The 20479-nt window shown below is 43.8% G+C and carries 16 protein-coding genes; 15 read left to right on the top strand and 1 reads right to left on the bottom strand.

Translation table 11 applies throughout. From position 1 onward, the window contains the following. Nucleotides 1-6: 6 nt before the first annotated feature. The 8 genes from KHA99_RS05510 to pyrE are packed head-to-tail and all read left to right on the top strand — an operon-like array spanning nucleotide 7 to nucleotide 9509. On the top strand, nucleotides 7-951 hold the full coding sequence (locus KHA99_RS05510; RefSeq protein ID WP_213116392.1) for an aspartate carbamoyltransferase catalytic subunit: 945 nt from the start codon (nucleotides 7-9) through the stop codon (nucleotides 949-951). Next, nucleotides 911-2197, top strand: coding sequence for a dihydroorotase (gene pyrC / locus KHA99_RS05505; RefSeq protein ID WP_213116391.1), 1287 nt, complete (start codon nucleotides 911-913; stop codon nucleotides 2195-2197). Before KHA99_RS05510 ends, pyrC begins: the two co-directional genes overlap by 41 nt. Next, nucleotides 2194-3285, top strand: a complete 1092-nt coding sequence (locus KHA99_RS05500) for a carbamoyl phosphate synthase small subunit (protein WP_213116390.1) — start codon at nucleotides 2194-2196, stop codon at nucleotides 3283-3285. The genes pyrC and KHA99_RS05500 overlap by 4 nt, the downstream gene beginning before the upstream one ends. Continuing rightward, nucleotides 3278-6484, top strand: coding sequence for a carbamoyl-phosphate synthase large subunit (gene carB / locus KHA99_RS05495; RefSeq protein WP_213116389.1), 3207 nt, complete (start codon nucleotides 3278-3280; stop codon nucleotides 6482-6484). The genes KHA99_RS05500 and carB overlap by 8 nt, the downstream gene beginning before the upstream one ends. After that, nucleotides 6481-7254: a dihydroorotate dehydrogenase electron transfer subunit gene (locus tag KHA99_RS05490; protein WP_213116388.1), complete on the top strand. Its 774-nt coding sequence runs from the start codon at nucleotides 6481-6483 to the stop codon at nucleotides 7252-7254. Before carB ends, KHA99_RS05490 begins: the two co-directional genes overlap by 4 nt. Continuing rightward, nucleotides 7251-8162, top strand: a complete 912-nt coding sequence (locus tag KHA99_RS05485; protein ID WP_213116387.1) for a dihydroorotate dehydrogenase — start codon at nucleotides 7251-7253, stop codon at nucleotides 8160-8162. Before KHA99_RS05490 ends, KHA99_RS05485 begins: the two co-directional genes overlap by 4 nt. A gap of 1 nt (nucleotide 8163) precedes the next feature. Then, nucleotides 8164-8880 carry an orotidine-5'-phosphate decarboxylase gene (gene pyrF / locus KHA99_RS05480; protein ID WP_213116386.1) on the top strand — a complete coding sequence of 239 codons (717 nt, stop codon included), beginning with the start codon at nucleotides 8164-8166 and terminating at the stop codon, nucleotides 8878-8880. Further along, nucleotides 8877-9509, top strand: a complete 633-nt coding sequence (gene pyrE, locus KHA99_RS05475; protein ID WP_213116385.1) for an orotate phosphoribosyltransferase — start codon at nucleotides 8877-8879, stop codon at nucleotides 9507-9509. Before pyrF ends, pyrE begins: the two co-directional genes overlap by 4 nt. Nucleotides 9510-9714: 205 nt before the next feature. Here pyrE and KHA99_RS05470 read toward each other — a convergent pair whose 3' ends face one another. Further along, the gene (locus KHA99_RS05470; protein WP_213116384.1) at nucleotides 9715-11424 is read right to left on the bottom strand and encodes an Rqc2 family fibronectin-binding protein; all 1710 of its coding nucleotides are present in this window, start codon (nucleotides 11422-11424) and stop codon (nucleotides 9715-9717) included. A gap of 217 nt (nucleotides 11425-11641) precedes the next feature. On the opposite strand from KHA99_RS05470, the gene KHA99_RS05465 reads away from it, so the two are divergent. The 7 genes from KHA99_RS05465 to priA all read left to right on the top strand — a co-directional run bounded on the left by KHA99_RS05465 (nucleotide 11642) and on the right by priA (nucleotide 20461). Then, nucleotides 11642-14320 (top strand): calcium-translocating P-type ATPase, SERCA-type, encoded by a 2679-nt coding sequence (locus KHA99_RS05465; protein ID WP_213116383.1) that lies wholly within the window; start codon nucleotides 11642-11644, stop codon nucleotides 14318-14320. A 95-nt stretch (nucleotides 14321-14415) separates the two neighbouring features. Further along, nucleotides 14416-15291: a YicC/YloC family endoribonuclease gene (locus tag KHA99_RS05460; RefSeq protein ID WP_213116382.1), complete on the top strand. Its 876-nt coding sequence runs from the start codon at nucleotides 14416-14418 to the stop codon at nucleotides 15289-15291. Nucleotides 15292-15351: 60 nt separating this feature from the next. After that, entirely contained in the window at nucleotides 15352-15615 is a 264-nt protein-coding gene (remA, locus tag KHA99_RS05455; RefSeq protein ID WP_213116381.1) for an extracellular matrix/biofilm regulator RemA, read from the top strand. Nucleotides 15616-15627: 12 nt separating this feature from the next. Next, entirely contained in the window at nucleotides 15628-16242 is a 615-nt protein-coding gene (gene gmk / locus KHA99_RS05450; protein WP_213116380.1) for a guanylate kinase, read from the top strand. A 1-nt stretch (nucleotide 16243) separates the two neighbouring features. Further along, a complete protein-coding gene (gene rpoZ, locus KHA99_RS05445) occupies nucleotides 16244-16462 on the top strand; it encodes a DNA-directed RNA polymerase subunit omega (protein ID WP_213116379.1) in 219 nt (72 codons plus the stop codon). A 376-nt stretch (nucleotides 16463-16838) separates the two neighbouring features. Next, nucleotides 16839-18053: a bifunctional phosphopantothenoylcysteine decarboxylase/phosphopantothenate--cysteine ligase CoaBC gene (coaBC, locus tag KHA99_RS05440; RefSeq protein ID WP_213116378.1), complete on the top strand. Its 1215-nt coding sequence runs from the start codon at nucleotides 16839-16841 to the stop codon at nucleotides 18051-18053. Continuing rightward, nucleotides 18050-20461 carry a primosomal protein N' gene (gene priA, locus KHA99_RS05435; protein WP_213116377.1) on the top strand — a complete coding sequence of 804 codons (2412 nt, stop codon included), beginning with the start codon at nucleotides 18050-18052 and terminating at the stop codon, nucleotides 20459-20461. Before coaBC ends, priA begins: the two co-directional genes overlap by 4 nt. Nucleotides 20462-20479 lie beyond the last annotated feature (18 nt).

The following is a 20479-nucleotide window of genomic DNA, read 5'->3' as shown; positions in this document are numbered from 1 at the left end:
AAAAGGATGTTACAGCACCTATTAACAACAAACGAGTTAAAAGTTGAGGAGATTTATCAAATCCTTGAGGATGCTGAAAGGTTTTCACAAGGACTGTTTTGGAAACCGGAAAGACAAATGTATACAGCAAACCTCTTTTTTGAAGCTAGTACCCGAACGAAAAGCAGCTTTGAAATGGCTCAAAGAAGATTAGGATTAAGCGTCATTCCTTTTGAAGTCCAAACCTCTAGCGTTCAAAAAGGTGAGACATTATATGATACTGTAAAAACGCTGGAATCAATCGGTGTTGATACTGTTGTCATCCGCCACAGCCAGGATCGCTATTTTGATGAATTGGTTGAAAATATCAATATTCCAATTTTAAATGGAGGCGATGGCTGCGGACACCACCCGACACAATCCCTTCTTGATTTGTTAACGATAAAGCAGGAGTTTGGCAGTTTTTCAGGCTTGAAAATTGCAATAATTGGGGACATCAGTCATAGCCGCGTAGCGCGTTCCAACGCGGATGCATTGACCAGGCTGGGGGCGGAGGTCATTTATTCAGGGCCGGAAGAATGGTTTGACTATCATAGTTTAAGTACTTCCCGTTTTAAGCCAATTGATGTGGCTATCAGCGAATCCGATGTTGTCATGTTTCTGCGTGTGCAGCATGAACGCCATCAGAAAAAGGGAAGCTTTACTGCCTCTGAGTACCATAAAAAATATGGCCTAACCATAGAGAGGGAAAAGCAAATGCAGCCGCACAGCATTATCATGCATCCGGCCCCGGTAAACCGAAACGTTGAAATTGCAGACAGCTTAGTTGAATGTGAACGGTCAAGAATTTTTAAACAAATGCAAAATGGTGTTTATGTAAGAATGGCTGCCCTGAAGCGGTCACTTGAAAGCTTAGGAGGAGGAAATCAATATGAAACTGCTTATTCAGAACGCAAAATATATAGCATCTAATGGTGAAATGAAACAATCTGATATTTTAATAGAAAATGGGATTATTAGCAAACTGGCACCTAGTTTAACAGAATCGGCTGAAAGAACTGTAGATGCACAAGGAATGCTTGTATCACCAGGGTTTGTTGATCTTCACGTCCACCTAAGGGAACCTGGCGGCGAGAAAAAGGAAACCATCGCAACTGGTACGATGGCAGCAGCCCGGGGTGGTTTTACGACAGTAGCGGCCATGCCAAATACGAGACCGGTGCCTGACACCAAGGAGCAGATGGATTGGGTGATGGACAGGATTAAGGAAACAGCAAGCGTACGTGTTTTGCCATATGCCTCCATTACAACAAGACAGCTTGGTCAGGAATTAACTGATTTTGCGGCGCTGAAAGAGGCTGGAGCATTTGCCTTTACTGATGACGGTGTAGGTGTCCAATCAGCAGATATGATGCTTCAGGCAATGCAAAAAGCAAAAGAAGTAAATATGGCAATCGTAGCCCATTGTGAGGAAAATACGTTGATTCATAAAGGTTGTGTCCATGAAGGTACATTCTCCATGCAGCACGGGTTAAACGGGATCCCTTCTATTTGCGAATCCGTTCAAATTTCCAGAGATGTCCTGCTTGCTGAAGCTTCCGGCTGCCATTATCACGTCTGCCATATCAGCACAAAGGAATCGGTGAGGACCGTCCGTGACGCCAAGCGGGCCGGCATTAAAGTTACCGCGGAAGTAACTCCGCATCATCTATTATTATCAGAAAATGATATTCCAGGACTGGATGCTAACTTTAAGATGAATCCTCCGCTACGGGGGGAAGACGATAAAAAGGCGTTAATCGAAGGGCTGCTGGATGGTACGATTGATTTTATCGCCACTGACCATGCACCGCATACTGCCGAAGAAAAAGCTGAGGGAATGCAGCTGGCGCCATTTGGAATTGTCGGTCTGGAAACTGCCTTTCCACTTCTTTATACCCATTTTGTCTTGAAAAACATCATCACACTTGAACAGTTAATTGCTTATATGACGACAAAGCCTGCTGATTGCTTTGAACTTCCTTTCGGAAGAATTGAAGAGGGTGCGGCAGCGGATATCGTGTTATTAGACTTGAACGAAGAAAAAGAAATCAATCCTGATGAGTTTTTATCAAAAGGGAAAAACACCCCATTTGCCGGATGGAAGTGCAAAGGGTGGCCGGTATTGACAATCGCATCTGGCCAAATAGTTTGGGAAAAAGGGCGTGTTACAGCATGAAGGCGCAGCTTATATTAGAAGATGGAACTGTTTTTATCGGTGATGGCTTTGGAAGCCATGTAGATACAATTGGTGAAGTTGTTTTTAATACAGGAATGACAGGCTATCAGGAGATTCTATCCGACCCATCCTATTGCGGACAAATCGTTATGCTCACATACCCGTTAATCGGGAACTATGGGATTAACCGCGATGATTTTGAATCCATTACTCCTGCCGTAAAAGGTTTTATTGTTAAAGAAGTCAGCGACTTTCCGTCTAACTGGAGAAGTGAGTTTACTGTTGATGAATATTTTAAAATGAAAAAAATCCCTGGAATTGCCGGGATCGACACCCGTAAACTGGCAAGGATTATCCGCCAGCACGGCACGTTAAAGGGAGCGATTTGCAGTATTGAAAACGATGCAACGGAAGTGTTAAGACAGTTAAGACAGACTCGTCTTCCAATTGACCAAGTAAGAAGGGTTTCCACAAAGAATCCTTATCCAAGTCCGGGACGCGGAAAAAGAATCGTGCTTGTCGATTTCGGGATGAAGCACGGAATTTTGCGGGAATTAAATGAACGCGGCTGTGATGTAGTTGTCGTTCCATACCATACAACAGCCGATGAGATCTTAAGATTGCGTCCTGATGGAGTCATGCTTTCCAACGGACCTGGGGATCCAAAGGATGTTCCGGAAGGAATCCAAATGATAAAGGACATCTTGGGAAAAGTGCCTCTTTTCGGAATTTGCCTTGGCCATCAATTGTTTGCCCTGGCATGCGGCGCTGATACCATTAAAATGAAGTTCGGACATCGCGGTGCGAATCATCCAGTTAAGGACTTGGCAACTGGTAAAGTTTCGATTACTTCTCAGAATCATGGTTATACAGTCGATGAAAAATCAGTTAAAAATACTAGATTAGAAGTAACACATATCGCTTTAAATGATGGAACCGTCGAGGGCCTTAAGCATCTGGATGTCCCGGCCTTTACCGTGCAGTATCACCCAGAGGCCTCACCAGGTCCTGAGGATGCAAACGGACTATTTGAACAATTTCTTGCGATGATTGAAGCTGAAAAACAGGAGGTAGCAGCAAATGCCTAAACGCACAGATATCAACTCCATTCTAGTGATTGGCTCGGGGCCAATCGTCATCGGTCAAGCGGCAGAATTTGATTACGCAGGTACTCAAGCTTGTCTGGCCCTTAAGGAGGAAGGATACCGGGTGATCCTCGTCAACTCCAATCCTGCTACCATTATGACAGACGCAGAGATTGCCGATGCCGTTTATATTGAGCCTCTGACACTGGATTTTGTCTCAAGAATTATCCGTAAGGAGCGTCCTGACGCCGTTTTAGGAACTTTAGGCGGTCAGACTGGGCTAAATTTGACTGTTGAACTGGCAAAATCAGGCGTTCTTGAAGAGTGCAGCGTTGAGATTCTGGGAACGAAGCTTACTGCCATTAATCAAGCAGAAGACCGTGAATTGTTCCGTGCACTTATGAATGAATTGAATCAACCGGTACCTGACAGCGAAATTATCCATGGGCTTAATGAAGCCAAAGTTTTTGTGGAAAGGGTAGGTTTTCCGGTCATTGTCCGTCCGGCCTTTACACTGGGTGGAACTGGCGGCGGCATCTGCCATAATGACGCCGAGCTTGAGGAAATCGTAACAAGCGGACTTAAGAACAGCCCTGTTCACCAATGTTTATTGGAAAAAAGCATCGCTGGTTACAAAGAAATTGAATATGAAGTGATGCGCGATGCAAATGACAATGCCATCGTGGTCTGCAACATGGAAAACATCGATCCGGTCGGTGTTCATACGGGTGATTCCATTGTTGTTGCGCCAAGTCAGACATTAAGTGATAGAGAATACCAATTATTAAGAAATGTGTCTTTAAAAATTATCCGTGCGCTGGGTATTGAAGGAGGCTGTAATGTTCAGCTTGCCCTAGACCCATGCAGCTTTAACTACTATGTCATTGAAGTAAACCCAAGGGTAAGCCGTTCTTCGGCCTTAGCATCAAAGGCAACAGGATATCCAATTGCCAAGCTTGCAGCAAAGATCGCAGTTGGATTGACACTTGATGAAATGCTGAACCCTGTTACCGGAAAAACATATGCGAGCTTCGAGCCGGCCCTTGATTATGTGGTAACGAAAATCCCTAGATGGCCGTTTGACAAGTTTGAGTCCGGAAACCGTTCGCTTGGAACACAAATGAAGGCAACTGGTGAGGTCATGGCAATTGGCCGAACTTTTGAAGAATCATTGTTAAAAGCAATTCGTTCCCTCGAAGCGGGTGTTTATCATTTCCAACTTAACGGTGCCGCCGAAATTGATAACGACCTAATTGAAAAACGAATCAGAAAAGCTGGTGATGAGCGTCTCTTTTACATTGCTGAAGCGTTAAAACGCGGCATTACGATCGATACGATTCATGAGTGGAGCAAGATTGACTTATTTTTCTTGAAGAAAATGGAGGGCATTATCAAGCTTGAGGCAAAATTGGCTGACAATCAGCTTGATATTGAACTTCTTAAAGAAGCAAAGCAAAAAGGCTTTACCGATAAGAAAATTGCTGAGCTTTGGAATAAAACAGAAGGCGAGATTTACAAGCTTCGGAAAGACTCATGTCTCATCCCGGTTTATAAAATGGTAGATACATGCGCTGCGGAGTTTGAGTCAGAAACTCCATATTTCTATGGAACATACGAAGAGGAAAACGAATCTCTTGTGTCAGATAGAAAAAGTGTCATCGTTCTCGGATCAGGCCCAATTCGGATTGGCCAGGGGATTGAGTTTGATTATGCGACTGTCCATTCTGTAAAAGCCATTAAGGAAGCTGGATATGAGGCAATTATCATTAACAACAATCCGGAAACAGTCTCGACGGATTTCAGTATCTCCGACAAGCTGTACTTTGAACCGCTGACAATTGAAGATGTAATGAGCATCATTGATTTGGAACAACCGATTGGAGTAGTCGTTCAATTTGGCGGGCAGACAGCGATTAACCTTGCTGCGAAGCTAGAGGAAAATGGTGTTAACATTTTAGGAACAAGCTTAGAGGACTTAGACCGTGCAGAGAACAGGGATAAATTTGAGCAGGCGCTTGAATTGTTGAACATTCCGCAGCCGCTTGGAAAGACCGCCCTTTCAGTAGCAGAAGCAGTCATAATTGCTGAGGAAATCGGCTATCCGGTCCTTGTCCGTCCATCCTATGTGCTTGGCGGCCGGGCGATGGAAATTGTGTATCGTAAGGAAGAACTGCTCCATTATATGGAGAATGCCGTCAAAATCAATCCTGATCATCCAGTCTTAATTGACCGTTATCTAACCGGTAAAGAAATTGAAGTAGATGCCATTTGCGACGGACAAAATGTCTTGATTCCAGGTATTATGGAGCATATTGAGCGGGCAGGGGTGCACTCCGGTGACTCAATCGCCGTATATCCGCCGCAAACATTATCTGAGGATGTTAAGAAGACACTTGTTGAATATACAGAAAGATTAGCAAGGGGCTTGAACATTGTGGGTCTCCTAAACATTCAATATGTGTTATCGGGCGGTCAGGTTTACGTGCTTGAAGTTAATCCACGTTCGAGCAGGACGGTGCCATTCTTAAGTAAAATCACCCATGTTCCGATGGCCAAGATTGCAACAAAGGCTATTCTTGGAGTCTCAATCGTTGAGCAGGGCTATCAATCCGGACTGGTGCATGAACAATCAGGTGTATATGTGAAAGTTCCGGTATTCTCTTTTGCCAAATTAAAAGATGTTGATATCACGCTTGGACCAGAAATGAAATCAACTGGCGAGGTAATGGGCAAGGATATCACACTTGAGAAGGCTCTTTACAAGGGTTTAGTTGCATCAGGAATGAATATTCAGCCGTTTGGGACAGTCTTGTTTACAGTCGCAGATAAGGATAAACAAGAAGCACTTAAGCTTGCGAAACGGTTTGCCAGCATTGGCTATCGACTGGTGGCCACAAGCGGAACAGCAGCTATAATAAAATCTGCCGGTCTTCCGGTTGAAGTAGTCGGCAAAATTGGTGCAGAAGGCCGAACATTATTGGATATTATCCAAAACGGTGAAGCGCAGTTAATCATTAATACATTGACAAAAGGCAAGCAGCCTGAGCGTGACGGTTTTAGAATCCGCCGTGATGCTGTTGAAAATGGTGTTCCTTGCTTGACTTCATTAGATACTGCTGATGCTATCTTAAAAGTGGTGGAGTCCATGAACTTTTCCGCTGAAGCGATGAGTGTACCAAGCAGGGAGGCAGTTTTTGCATGATACGGAAGGAAATTTGCAAAATCATCAGTCAAAAGTTAATTGCTGAAAACATTTATGAGCTTACCGTAAAAGCTGAGATGGTTCATGACATCACCGAGCCTGGACAATTTGTTCATATTCGGGTAGGAAATGGATTGGATCCACTATTGAGAAGACCAATCAGCATTTCCTCGTATGATGTAACGGAAGAGCAGTTTACGATGATCTATAGAAAAGATGGAAAAGGAACTTCGCAATTGGCCTCTAGGGTGCCGGGGATGGAACTCGATATCCTTGGCCCTCTTGGCAATGGCTTCCCTATTAATGAAGCTAGTATTGGTGAGACTGCATTGCTCGTGGGTGGAGGAATTGGTGTTCCTCCCCTCTATGAGCTTGCGAAACAGTTGACAGCAAAAGGCGTTAAAGTCATCAATGTCCTAGGCTTCCAAGCTGAATCCGCCGTCTTCTACGAACAGGAATTTTCGGAACTGGGCGAAACATATGTTGCTACTGCGGATGGTTCTTACGGAGTTAAAGGGTTTGTAACAGATGTCATAAAGGATTTACAATTTGATTGTGTATATTCCTGTGGTCCGACCCCGATGTTAAGAGCACTTGAACAGCAGTACTCTCATAAAAAAATGTTTTTATCTTTAGAGGAACGGATGGGCTGCGGCGTAGGGGCTTGCTTTGCCTGCGTATGCAAAAAGGTGGATGACCCGTCAGGAGCTTCCTATAAAAAAGTATGCAGTGACGGACCTGTATTCCGTGCCGGAGAGGTGATAATATGAGCCGATTACATGTTGAATTACCAGGATTAAGCTTGAAAAACCCAATCATACCGGCCTCAGGCTGCTTCGGATTTGGCCGCGAGTACAGCCAATTTTACGATTTAAGCATTCTTGGTGCAATCATGATCAAAGCAACAACGGCAGAGCCCCGGTTTGGAAACCCGACACCAAGGGTTGCTGAAACTTCAGCAGGGATGCTAAATGCAATCGGGCTGCAAAACCCAGGATTAGAAAAGGTTGTTTCCGAAGAGCTGCCATGGCTGTCCCAATATGATGTACCGATTATTGCCAATGTGGCTGGGTCGCTTGAAGAGGATTATGTGAAGGTTGCACGGGAAATCTCAAAAGCGCCAAACGTCCATGCACTGGAATTAAATATTTCCTGCCCTAACGTTAAAACGGGTGGAATTGCCTTTGGAACTATCCCAGAAGTGGCTATGCAATTAACACGAAGAGTAAAGGAAGTTTCCGAGGTTCCGGTTTATGTAAAGTTGTCTCCAAACGTCACCAATATTGTCGAGATGGCAAAGGCAGTAGAGGATGGCGGTGCTGATGGCATTACAATGATTAACACGCTTGTAGGAATGCGGCTGAATTTAAAAACAGGCAAGCCAATTTTGGCGAACCGAACGGGCGGCCTTTCTGGCCCTGCTGTAAAACCTGTTGCGATTCGAATGGTGTATGAAGTAAGCCAAGCGGTAAATATACCGATTATCGGAATGGGCGGGATTGAATCTGCGGAGGATGTCATTGAATTTTTCTATGCGGGAGCAAGTGCCGTCGCTGTAGGTACAGCAAACTTTGTAAATCCGTTTGTCTGCCCGGAGATTATTGAACAGCTGCCGGAGCTGCTAAATCAACTAGGATTTGAACATATTAGTGAATGTACGGGAAGGAGCTGGAAATAGGATGGACAACTCGCTTATCATCGCGCTTGATTATGCTAATGCTGCTGAAGTAGATCAATTTTTACAACCATTTGCCGGCAAAGAGCTTTTTGTTAAAGTGGGAATGGAGCTTTTTTACCAAGAAGGGCCTTCGATCATTCACCGCTTAAAGGAATCAGGACACCGCATTTTCTTGGATTTGAAGCTTCATGATATACCAAATACTGTTTACAGTGCGATGAAGGGGCTTGCCCGCATGAACTGTGACCTTGTCAATGTTCATGCTGCAGGCGGAAAAGAAATGATGGCAGCGGCGTTAGAGGGACTGGAGGCTGGTACTGCTTCCGGAAAGAAAAGGCCGTATTGCATTGCCGTTACCCAGCTGACAAGTACATCAGAGGAGCAAATGAAAAGAGAGCAGCTGATTGGGGTTTCGCTTGAGGAATCGGTCCTGCGCTATGCTTCTCTGACAAAGGAAGCAGGGCTCGACGGAGTCGTTTGTTCAGCATGGGAAGCAGCGTCCATCCGTGAAAAGATTGGCGCTGACTTTTTGTCTGTATGTCCGGGAATCCGGCTTTCTTCGGATTCTGTTGGGGATCAAAAACGGGTAGCAACACCTGAATTTGCGAGAAAAGCAGGTGTCAGTGCGATTGTTGTCGGGCGTTCGATCACAAGGTCGGCTGATCCTCTGAAAAGCTATGAACACTGGATGGAAGTATGGAAGGGAGTACATCAATGAAACACACTATTGCTGAAAAATTACTAGACATTAACGCGGTGGGATTAAGCCCGCAAAATCCATTTACTTGGACTTCGGGACTTCGTTCCCCCATTTATTGTGACAATCGGCTCACCTTATCCTATCCGGCCGTCCGCAGGGCTATTGCTAGTGGGCTGCAAAAACTAATTGATGAGAATTTTCCCGCTACTGAAGTGGTGGCAGGAACAGCAACTGCCGGTATTCCTCACGCTGCCTGGGTCAGCGAGCTGATGGATTTGCCGATGTGCTATGTCCGCTCTAAAGCAAAGGGCCATGGCAAAGGTAATCAGATTGAAGGAAAAGTCGAGCAGGGACAAAAAGTGGTTGTGGTTGAAGATTTAATCTCCACCGGCGGAAGTGTCATCACAGCTGTAGAGGCTCTTAGAGAAGCTGGCTGTGAAGTACTTGGGGTCGTATCCATTTTTACATACGGTCTTGAAAAAGGTAAAGAAGCATTTGCTGCGGAAGGAATTACAAGTTACTCCTTGACTGATTTTCCTTCACTTGTTGAGACGGCCATTGAAAAAGGCAATATCAGCCAGGATGATCAGGCAAGCCTGCTTTCCTGGAGCAAGGACCCTGGTGAGTGGAGCAAGCGGTTCGAGTAATATATTTATAGAAATTGTAGATAAATTTGAAGAATTGTCGATATATTAATGAAATTTGTAGATATAATCTTAAAAATTGTAGATATAATATAAATTTGTGTCGATATATCACAGAAACGTGTCGATAACTATTATCAACAAGCTGTTTCGTTGATCTAATCATAAAAAAGCCCCGGGCCGCCCCGGGGCTTTACATATTATTAGCTCATTTCTTTAATTTCAGTACCATTTCCTCATCCGGCGTCACGTAAACCGTCTGCTGGTGATCATAAATGACAAATCCTGGCTTAGCACCGCTAGGCTTTTTGACGTGTCGCACTTTTGTAAAATCAACCGGAACTGAACTGGAATTTTTCGCCTTGCTAAAATAGGCTGCCAGCATTGCCGCCTCGTGAATTGTTTGCTCCGATGGCTCCTTACTGCGAATAACGACATGCGAACCGGGAATGTCCTTCGTATGCAGCCAAATTTCATCCCTTGCCGCAAGCTTATTAGTTAGATAGTCATTTTGTTTATTATTTTTTCCAACGATAATTTCAGTTCCAACTGAGGACTGATAGAAATCAAGAACCGGCTTGGCGTTTTGCACTTTTTTGCCGTTCCGCTTTTTACGGTCGCGAATATATCCGCCCTCCACAAGCTCATCGCGTATCTCCTGCAAATCTCTTGGGGAAGCAGACTGGACCTGCTGCAGAAGGCTGTCAAAATAAGCAGCTTCAACGCGCGCCTTGTCAATCTGTTCGATGACTATCGAAACCGCGTTTTTCGCTTTCTGATACTTGGAAAAATATTTTTGCGCGTTATCAGAAGGAGATTTCCGAGGGTCAAGTGGAATAACAATTGTTCCGCCGTTTTCATCATAATAATCAAGAACCTCGATTTCTCTCATACCCTTTTTGGCTGCATAAAGATTGGCTGTTAATAATTCCCCGTAACGCTGATATTCATCGGCTTTTTCCGCTTCCTTTAGGGTCGCTTCCAGTTTATCTATTTTCTTTTCATTTTTTTCTTTTTCATTCGTAATAAGCTTCTCAATATCATTCCCTTGCTGTTTGACCCTGTCCCGTTCCGCCTTGCCAAAATAATAACGCTCCAACATTTCGCTGAGGCTGGAAAAACTCTTTACTTCACCTTTCAGGTGCTCAAGCGGAAACAAATAAAAGGCTTCCTTTTCGGGAGCAGCGATGATTGACGGTGCAATCGTCCCTGATTCGATTTTTTTAATTAGGCTTAAAAATGTTTTGGGAACGGTCGTCCGATTGGCAAGTCCGCTTTGAAAAATGACCTCTTTCGCAAACAGCGGCGAGATGCCAGCGAACTGCTCGACGAGTTGGCGGTCAAGCCGTCCAGCATTAAAATCAATGCTCCTTACAACATCATCTTCATTTGCCAGAAATGGATTTTGCTTGTTTTGCTCGGGCGGGAACACAAACGGCTGCCCAGGCAGGATGGCCCTGTGACTGTTAACAGCAAACGAAACATGTTTGATACTGTCCAAAATAATATTCCGGGTTTTATCAACTAAGATGATATTACTGTGCCTGCCCATAATTTCGATAATTAATTGCTTATAACTGATATCGCCAATTTCATTCCGGCCTTTGATTTCAAAAATAATCATTCGGTCGGTTTCAACTTGATATAAATCCTCCAAAATATGACCCTCAATATGCTTTCTTAGCAGCATACAAAACATTGGCGGCTCACTCGGGTTTTCGTGGGTTTCGGTGGTAAGCTGTGCCCTTGCATAGCTCGGATGGGCAGATAAAAGCAGTCTGTGATTAACCCCTCCAGCGCGAATCGTTAAAATAATTTCATTTTTATAAGGCTGATGAACTTTATTAATCCGGCCGCCTTTTAGGGCACGGGAAAGTTCATGACTAATCGCTTTTGTAAATAAACCATCAAATGACATGGTGAACATCCTTTTCTATTAACAATAGTTTTCTATATAAGTATAACCTTTCAATTGAGAATCTGTCTTTTATCATAGCATTTTTTTGGACGACCCTGAATAAGCTGTCTATAGAGTTCTTGCTTGTGGGTACTTTGCATTGGCTTCAACTATTTTTATGCAGAGATTCACAGGCTTGTCATTAGAATTAGAGCTAAGGGGGAAGTGAGATGGTCGGATGAAATTCCATGAGATGGAGATAAAACAAGTTGAAAGGGCTCTAGAAACCGACTTTTCATCTGGATTATCAGCAGAGGAAGTGAAAAAAAGGGTAAAGCAATTTGGTTTAAATGAGCTAGAAGAAGGGGAGAAGCAATCGGCTTTACTCTTATTTTTTAGCCAATTTAAAGATTTCATGGTGTTGGTACTCCTTGCAGCAACGTTAATATCGGGGCTGCTTGGTGAATATATCGATGCAATTGCAATCATTGCCATTGTCATTATCAATGGATTTCTTGGCTTCTTCCAAGAACGGAGAGCGGAAAAGTCACTTCAGGCATTAAAGGAGTTATCTGCTCCGCAGGTTTCAGTGTTAAGAGATGGAAAATGGATGAAGATTCCCTCAAAGGAAATCGTCGTTGGCGATATTTTGAAATTTACGAGCGGCGACCGGATTGGTGCGGATGTTCGTCTGATTGAATCGAAAAGTTTGGAAATTGAAGAATCAGCGCTGACCGGTGAATCGGTACCCGTTTCGAAAATTACGGAAAAGCTGACGAATGAAAATCCAGGCATTGGCGATATGGAAAATACAGCCTTTATGGGAACGATGGTGACGAGAGGCAACGGTGTGGGTGTGGTCATTGCTATCGGTATGAAAACAGCAATGGGTCAGATTGCCGGACTTCTGCAAACGGCAGAATCCCAAGAAACACCGCTGCAGCGGAGGCTCGAACAGTTAGGCAAAATTCTAATTACAGTGGCACTTCTTCTGACCTTTCTTGTAGTAGCGGTTGGTGTGATTCAGGGACATGATATTTATACAATGTTTTTGGCAGGCGTTTCCTTAGCAGTAGCGGCAATACCTGAAGGTCTGCCGGCGATCGTGACGGTAGCTTTATCCCTGGGTGTCCAAAAAATGATCAAGCAAAAGGCGATTGTCCGCAAACTGCCAGCAGTTGAAACCCTCGGCTGTGCATCGGTCATTTGTTCCGATAAAACGGGAACCATGACGCAAAACAAAATGACGGTAACCCATCTTTGGAGCGGCGGCCAAACATGGACAGTTGACGGTGGCGGCTATCAGCCAAAGGGTGATTTTTACCGGAATGAAAAGAAGGTTCATCCTAAGGATGAAAAAGCCTTGCAACAAATGCTGATTTTTGGGATGCTATGCAACCATTCTGAGATAAACCTTAAAGGTGAGGACTATATTCTTGACGGTGATCCAACGGAAGGCGCACTTTTGGTAAGTGCCATGAAGGCAGGTTTTAATCGTCCGAAGCTACTTGAGGAATTTACCATTATGAATGAATTTCCTTTCGATTCCTCAAGAAAAATGATGAGCATCCATGTAAAAGACAAACAAGGCAGACATTTTATCATCACAAAAGGGGCCCCGGATGTTATTTTGGGAATCAGTGAATCGATTCTTTGGGACGGGCGAACCCAATATTTAAACAAGGAAACAAACCAAAAGGTTCAATCCGCGATTGACAATCTGGCATCACAGGCATTAAGGACGATTGCGATTGCCTTTAAGCCAATTCCCGCGAACACGTACATTTTCAGCGAAAAAGAAGCTGAAAGCAAATTGACCTTTATTGGTGTCCAAGGGATGATTGACCCGCCAAGACCTGAAGTGAAATTAGCCGTTAAAGAGTGTAAAGAGGCAGGCATAAAAACTGTCATGATTACCGGCGACCACGCCATCACCGCTAAAGCAATTGCAGCTCAGCTTGGGATCTTAACGAGTAAAAGCAAGGTGCTTGACGGTAAGCAATTATCTGAAATGTCGGTTGAGGATTTAGAAAATGTGGTGGAAGATGTTTCGGTTTTTGCCAGGGTATCACCAGAACATAAACTGAAAATTGTTAAAGCCCTTCAGAACAGAGGTCATATTGTAGCGATGACAGGGGATGGCGTCAATGATGCTCCTGCCATCAAAGCCGCAGACATTGGGGTAGCCATGGGTATCACCGGAACGGATGTAGCTAAAGAGGCATCGGCACTCGTTTTACTAGACGATAATTTTGCAACCATTAAAGCAGCCATCAAAGAGGGCAGAAATATTTATGAAAATATCCGCAAGTTCGTTCGTTACTTGTTAGCTTCAAACGTCGGTGAAATTTTGGTGATGTTGTTTGCCATGCTTCTTGGTCTTCCTTTGCCGCTCGTGCCAATCCAGATTCTTTGGGTGAACCTGGTGACAGATGGACTGCCGGCGATGGCACTTGGACTTGATCGCCCGGAGGAAAACGTTATGAAACGTGGGCCTAGAAGTCCTAATGAAGGAGTATTCTCACGTGGACTTGGCTGGAAGGTAGTCTCCCGCGGATTTTTAATCGGACTGGTGACGCTTTTTGCCTTCATGATTGTCTATCATAATGACCCATCACAGCTGCAATATGCTCAGACTGTTGCTTTTGCCACCCTTGTTATGGCTCAGCTGATCCATGTCTTCGATTGCCGCAGTGAGAAATCTGTCCTGTCAAGAAACCCTTTTGGTAACCAATACCTTGTATGGGCAGTTATATCATCATTGCTAATGGTGTTGGTAGTTATCTACTATCCGCCGCTGCAGCCGATCTTCCACACCCTTCCAATCGCTGCAAAGGATTGGCTGTTGATTATCGGATTATCCTCCATCCCAACTTTTTTACTAGCAGGCTCATTTTTATTAAGAAAAACGAAATAAAGTGTGTTATAATCCAAAAGGTAATAGAATCCATTCTATTACCTTTTGGATTTTTTGGCTTATAGCATAAATTCAAAGAATGGATGTGCGCCTAGATGGTTGTAAGTATGACAGGCTTTGGAAGAGGCCGGGCAGAATCGGATTTCTTTATCGTGAATGCCGAAGTGAAATCGGTTAATCATCGCTTTACTGAAATAAATATTCGAATGCCAAGACAGCTATTAAAAATAGAAGATAAAATTAAGAAGAAGCTGAATCAGTATATCCGCCGTGGCCGGTCGGAGGTATATATCAACATTGAAGGTGCAGGTCTAATTACTCGAAAACTTCAAGTTGATTGGAAATTGATTGATGAATATTATCAGTTTATCGAACAGGCAAAGAGCAGATATGGATTTGAAGGAAAAGTAACCCTTCAGGATTTGCTCCTTCGTGCAGACCTATTACATATTGAAGAAAATGAAGCCGGTAATGAAGAGCTTGAAAATTTAGTGCTATCCGCTACTGAGGAAGCGGTCATCCTGTTGAAACAAATGAGGCTCGCAGAAGGCGCGGTTTTAAAGAAAGACTTGCTTGCCATTATTGCCCAGTTGGAAACCCATGTAAAGGAGCTGCAAAATTATGCGCCTGAAGTGGTTCAGCTATACAAGGAGCGTGTCTTAAAGAGAATGCAGGAGTTTACCGGCGGTCAGGTGGACGAGACAAGGCTTTTGACAGAAGTGGCTGTTTTTGCAGAAAAAGCCGATATAAATGAAGAGATTACCAGATTGACAAGCCATCTGGAGCAGTTTGTGCAAACATTAAATGAAGCTGAACCGATTGGAAGAAAACTTGATTTTATCGTTCAGGAGATGAATCGAGAGGTCAATACCATAGGGTCAAAAGCAAATGATGCAAAAATTGCCAAGAAGGCAGTTGAGATGAAAAGCTTGCTTGAGAAACTGAAGGAGCAGGTTCAAAATATCGAATAGGATTTGTTTAGAAATGCATTGACACGGTCAAAATATATTATTAATGATTGGATGATTTTCATGGCAATTAAATTAATTAATATTGGTTTTGGTAATATTGTATCGGCAAATCGAATTATTTCTATCGTAAGTCCCGAATCAGCTCCTATAAAAAGAATTATCCAAGATGCCCGGGACCGCGGGTCATTAATCGATGCTACATACGGAAGACGGACTCGTGCTGTTATTGTAATGGATAGTGACCATGTTATTCTTTCCGCCGTTCAGCCTGAGACAGTAGCGCACCGCTTAACGGACCGTGAGGATACTATTGAAGAAGGGTAGGATTTTAGTAATATGCCAGAAAAAGGATTGTTAATTGTACTTTCCGGTCCATCAGGGGTTGGTAAAGGAACTGTAAGAAAAGAGATTTTTTCACAGCCTGATACGGCTTTTGAATATTCTATTTCAGTTACAACCCGAAAGCCTCGTGCTGGAGAAGTGGATGGAGTGGATTATTTTTTCCGAACCCGCGAAGAGTTTGAGGAAATGATCAGGCACGGCAAGCTGCTTGAGTATGCTGAATTTGTTGATAACTATTATGGCACTCCAGTGGATTACGTCCGGCAAACCCTAGATGAAGGCAAGGATGTTTTCCTCGAGATAGAGGTCAAGGGTGCCCGCCAAGTTCGTGAAAAATTCCCTGAAGGTTTATTTATTTTTCTGATGCCGCCAAGTCTATCGGAATTAAAAAACCGAATTGTGACAAGAGGAACGGAAACAGAAGATATTATTCATAACCGGATGCTGACAGCCCGTGAAGAAATTGAAATGATGGAATTATATGATTATGTTGTTGAGAATGACCAAGTGGAACTCGCCTGCGAACGCATTAAAGCGATTGTAGTTGCAGAGCATTGCCGCAGGGAACGAGTAGAAAAACGATATAAAAAATTGCTGGAGGTTGATTAGAATGTTATACCCTTCTATCGATTCATTGCTGGAAAAAATTGATTCAAAATATTCCTTGGTATCCGTGGCAGCTAAGCGTGCCCGCGCCATGTCGCAGGCAAAAGACGAGAGACTGCCAAAATATGTTTCCTACAAATATGTTGGAAAAGCACTTGAAGAAATTTACAGTGGCGAGCTAACCTACCGCATTGCCAAAAAAGCAGATACTCCTGCTGAATAAATGTAGAAAACCATTTAATGAAGGCTTGACATAACAGTCAGCCTTTTTATTTTTGTTAAAGTTATGATAAGTATTTTTCTCTCTGTTGATTGGAGCGAAAGGCGCTCGACTCCTGCGGGAGTACGGGGCAGGGGAGACCCCACAGGGCTTAAGCGCCGAGGAGGCTCCCCGTACCGCCCGCGGAAAGCGAGCGCCTCCTCCTAAAAGCTATCGCTTTCAGTCGTGCGATGCCTATGCTGCCGAAGCTTTCCTTGTGGAGCGGAAATCAACAGACCCATTAATAGAAATTTGTCGAATTCGAATAGTAAAAGGTGAAAAATAAGTAAAATTCAATCATAATAAAGAAAAAGGTGTTTACATAAAGCGGGGGAAAAGTATGTTAACCAATAAAAGAATATTATTATGTGTAACAGGTGGAATTGCTGTTTACAAAGCAGCGGCCTTGACAAGTAAACTCGTTCAAGCCGGTGCCCAAGTTAAGGTTATAATTACCGAATCAGCCAGCCAATTCGTAACCCCATTAACCTTCCAAGCACTTTCACGCCATGAAGTTTATACAGATACATTTGATGAAAAAAATCCGCAGGTCATTGCCCATATCGACTTAGCCGACTGGGCCGATCTGATCCTCGTGGCACCAGCCACAGCCAATACGATCGCCAAACTGGCGGGCGGGATTGCTGATAATATGGTCACGACTACGTTGCTTGCAACAACGGCACCCGTCTGGATTGCACCAGCCATGAACGTCCATATGTATGACCACCCAGCGGTTAAAAAGAATCTTGACACTTTAGCGGACTACGGATATCGGTTCATCGAACCAAGCGAAGGCTATCTTGCCTGCGGCTATGTTGGCAAAGGACGCTTAGAAGAACCAGAGAAGATTGTTGAATTAATTCAAGGTTTTTTTGCCAAAAAGGAATTTAAACTGCTTAAAGGGAAAACAGTGGTGATTACGGCTGGACCGACAAGGGAAAAAATTGACCCTGTCCGTTTTATATCGAATCATTCAAGCGGAAAAATGGGTTATTCCATTGCAGAAGAAGCTAGGAAGCAAGGGGCCCGTGTAGTGTTGATTTCCGGTCCGGTGCAAATACCCGCTCCCACTGGTATTGACCTAGTCAAGGTTGAGAGCGCGGAAGATATGTACAACGCTTGTATAGAAGTTTTTGATAAGGCGGATATTGTGATAAAAACAGCGGCTGTTGCTGATTACCGTCCGAAATTTGCTTATAATGAAAAGGTGAAAAAACAGCCTGGCGGCACTACACTAGAGCTTGAACGAACAAAGGATATTTTATTTGAACTTGGCCAAAGAAAGAAAAATCAGTTGCTGATTGGTTTTGCGGCGGAAACAAATAATGTCGATGAATATGCTCGGAAAAAACTGTTAACAAAAAATGCTAATATGATTGTTGCAAACAATGTGAAGGCCGAGGGAGCAGGATTTGGCACAGATACAAACATCGTCACCCTATACAAACGTGACGGCTCAATTGTTGAATTGCCTTTGATGTCTAAAGCGGACGTCGCCGGAAAAATTATTGAAGAAATTGCCGCCCTTCTAAAGGATTTGGAGAAAAAATGAAAATTGCCAGTGTCATTGTAGACGTGCCGGCGAAACAAACAGATAAAGCATTCGATTATCTTATTCCATCCCAATGGGAGGAGACGATTCAACCGGGAATGAGAGTCGTTGTTCCGTTTGGCCCGCGTCATATTCAAGGGTTTGTTATTGAGGTGAAGCGTGAGTCCGAATTCAAACAGTTAAGGGAAATTATTGAACCGATGGACCTTGAGCCGGTTTTGAATCATGAATTATTAAAGCTTGGAACTTGGCTCACAGACCATACCCTATGCTTTAAGATTTTTGCCTTTCAGGTCATGCTTCCCGCGGCTTTAAAAGCTAAGTACGAAAAAAAGGTAAAACTTGCTCCTGGAGCGGACGTCGCGGATTTGCAATTGCCGCTCCAGTCGTACTTTTCTAACAGCAGCACGCTCAATTGGGAGATAGCATTAAAAAATGGCCTTGTTCCATATCTTCAGCGGGCTTCGGCCGAAGGGCTTCTGGAGGTGTTATATGAAGTCAAGGAAAAGGTTAGGAAAAAACATGTTCATGTGATAGGCCCTGCTTTAGGTGCGCAGGACATGAAGCTAGAGCTGGAGAGGCTGCCTGGAAACGCGGAAAAGCAGAAGCAAGTGCTGGCGTATTTTATAGAACACCACAGCGAAATTGAATTGCGGCAATTAACCGAAAAAATTAAAGTCTCCTCGACCACAGTCAAAGCCCTTGTTGAAAAGAAACTGCTATGGGAAGCGGAAAAAGAAGTATACCGGGACCCATATGAAAACCGCATCTTTGAACGAACCAGCCCGCTGCCCTTAACAGAGGCCCAAACCACCGCCATTAAACCGATTCTTGATTCGATTGAAGGAAATCAACATGAGGTATTTCTGCTTTATGGTGTTACTGGCAGCGGTAAAACAGAAATTTACCTGCAATCCATTCAGGAGGTCATTGAAAAAGGCAAGGAAGCGATAGTCCTTGTTCCGGAAATTGCTCTTACACCGCAGATGGTCAATCGGTTTAAAGGAAGATTCGGTGACCAGGTTGCGGTGCTCCACAGCGGTTTATCGGCCGGTGAAAAGTACGATGAATGGCGGAAAATCCAACGGAAACAGGTTAAGGTAGCGGTCGGAGCAAGATCCGCTATCTTTGCCCCGTTTGAAAATATCGGCATTATCATTATTGATGAAGAGCATGAGACAAGTTATAAACAGGAGGAAATGCCGCGCTATCATGCTAAAGATGTGGCGATTGAAAGAGCGAAAACCTATTCTTGTCCGGTTGTGTTAGGCAGTGCCACTCCATCTTTAGAATCGTTTGCGAGAGCGCAAAAGAAGGTATATCATCTCTTGTCCTTGCCGACGCGAATGAATAATCAAGCATTGCCGTCTGTGGAAATTATTGATATGCGTGAAGAGCTTCGCGCCGGGAACCGTTCAATGTTTTCCACGAAACTTTTTGAAATGCTTAAGGACAGGCTCGAAAAAAACCAGCAGTCCGTTTTATTTTTAAATAAACGCGGACATTCTTCGTTTGTCATGTGCAGGGATTGCGGCTATGTTGTAAGCTGTCCTAACTGTGACATCTCCCTTACCTACCATCGGGCCGGAGTTCAAATGAAATGTCACTATTGCGGTTTTGAAAGCCCGGTTCCAAAGATATGCCCTGAGTGTTCAAGCGAATATATCCGCTACTTTGGAACAGGGACACAAAAGGTTGAGGACGAGCTTGGAAAAATTTTACCCGAGGCCAGGGTCATTCGGATGGATGTGGACACAACAGGCCGTAAGGGTTCACATGAAAGATTGCTGAAGGAGTTTCAGGACGGCAAAGCAGATATTTTATTGGGAACGCAAATGATTGCAAAAGGGCTGGACTTCCCTAATATTACTCTTGTCGGTGTGCTTTCCGCTGATACGATGCTTCATTTGCCTGACTTCCGGTCATCAGAAAAAACCTTTCAATTATTAACACAGGTAAGCGGCCGGGCCGGGCGTCATCAGCTGCCCGGAGAGGTGATTATTCAAACCTATACTCCGGAACACTACAGCATCGAGCTGGCAGGAACACAGAACTATGACCTTTTTTATCAGCGGGAAATGTTTGTCAGGAAAATGCACCATTATCCGCCTTTTTATTTTCTTGCTCTTATTACGGTCAGTCATGAGCAGTTGATGACAGTAATGTCCGCGACAGAGAAAATTGCCCGATTCTTGAGATCACAGGTTTCTAACCAGGCTGTTGTTCTTGGCCCCTCAGTCTCGCCAATCGCAAGGATTAATAATAGATATCGCTATCAATGTCTGATAAAATACAAGCGGGAACCGAATCTGACAAAAACATTGAAAACAATCATTGATCAACATCAAAATGAAGCGAAAAATGGACTTCTTGTGTCCGTTGACGTAAATCCGTTTATCTTAATGTAAACTGGGTGAAAATGAAAT

Source organism: Neobacillus rhizophilus (assembly GCF_018343535.1).
GTDB classification, from domain to species: domain Bacteria; phylum Bacillota; class Bacilli; order Bacillales; family Cytobacillaceae; genus Neobacillus; species Neobacillus rhizophilus.
The sequence above is the reverse complement of the archived record's forward strand: the minus strand, read 5'-3'. Positions and strand labels throughout refer to the sequence as shown.

Coding starts and splice junctions, on each gene's coding strand:
- KHA99_RS05510 (WP_213116392.1), top strand. CDS start 7: ATGTTACAGCACCTATTAACAACAAACGAGTTAAAAGTTGAGGAGATT.
- pyrC (WP_213116391.1), top strand. CDS start 911: ATGAAACTGCTTATTCAGAACGCAAAATATATAGCATCTAATGGTGAA.
- KHA99_RS05500 (WP_213116390.1), top strand. CDS start 2,194: ATGAAGGCGCAGCTTATATTAGAAGATGGAACTGTTTTTATCGGTGAT.
- carB (WP_213116389.1), top strand. CDS start 3,278: ATGCCTAAACGCACAGATATCAACTCCATTCTAGTGATTGGCTCGGGG.
- KHA99_RS05490 (WP_213116388.1), top strand. CDS start 6,481: ATGATACGGAAGGAAATTTGCAAAATCATCAGTCAAAAGTTAATTGCT.
- KHA99_RS05485 (WP_213116387.1), top strand. CDS start 7,251: ATGAGCCGATTACATGTTGAATTACCAGGATTAAGCTTGAAAAACCCA.
- pyrF (WP_213116386.1), top strand. CDS start 8,164: ATGGACAACTCGCTTATCATCGCGCTTGATTATGCTAATGCTGCTGAA.
- pyrE (WP_213116385.1), top strand. CDS start 8,877: ATGAAACACACTATTGCTGAAAAATTACTAGACATTAACGCGGTGGGA.
- KHA99_RS05470 (WP_213116384.1), bottom strand. CDS start 11,424: ATGTCATTTGATGGTTTATTTACAAAAGCGATTAGTCATGAACTTTCC.
- KHA99_RS05465 (WP_213116383.1), top strand. CDS start 11,642: ATGAAATTCCATGAGATGGAGATAAAACAAGTTGAAAGGGCTCTAGAA.
- KHA99_RS05460 (WP_213116382.1), top strand. CDS start 14,416: ATGGTTGTAAGTATGACAGGCTTTGGAAGAGGCCGGGCAGAATCGGAT.
- remA (WP_213116381.1), top strand. CDS start 15,352: ATGGCAATTAAATTAATTAATATTGGTTTTGGTAATATTGTATCGGCA.
- gmk (WP_213116380.1), top strand. CDS start 15,628: ATGCCAGAAAAAGGATTGTTAATTGTACTTTCCGGTCCATCAGGGGTT.
- rpoZ (WP_213116379.1), top strand. CDS start 16,244: ATGTTATACCCTTCTATCGATTCATTGCTGGAAAAAATTGATTCAAAA.
- coaBC (WP_213116378.1), top strand. CDS start 16,839: ATGTTAACCAATAAAAGAATATTATTATGTGTAACAGGTGGAATTGCT.
- priA (WP_213116377.1), top strand. CDS start 18,050: ATGAAAATTGCCAGTGTCATTGTAGACGTGCCGGCGAAACAAACAGAT.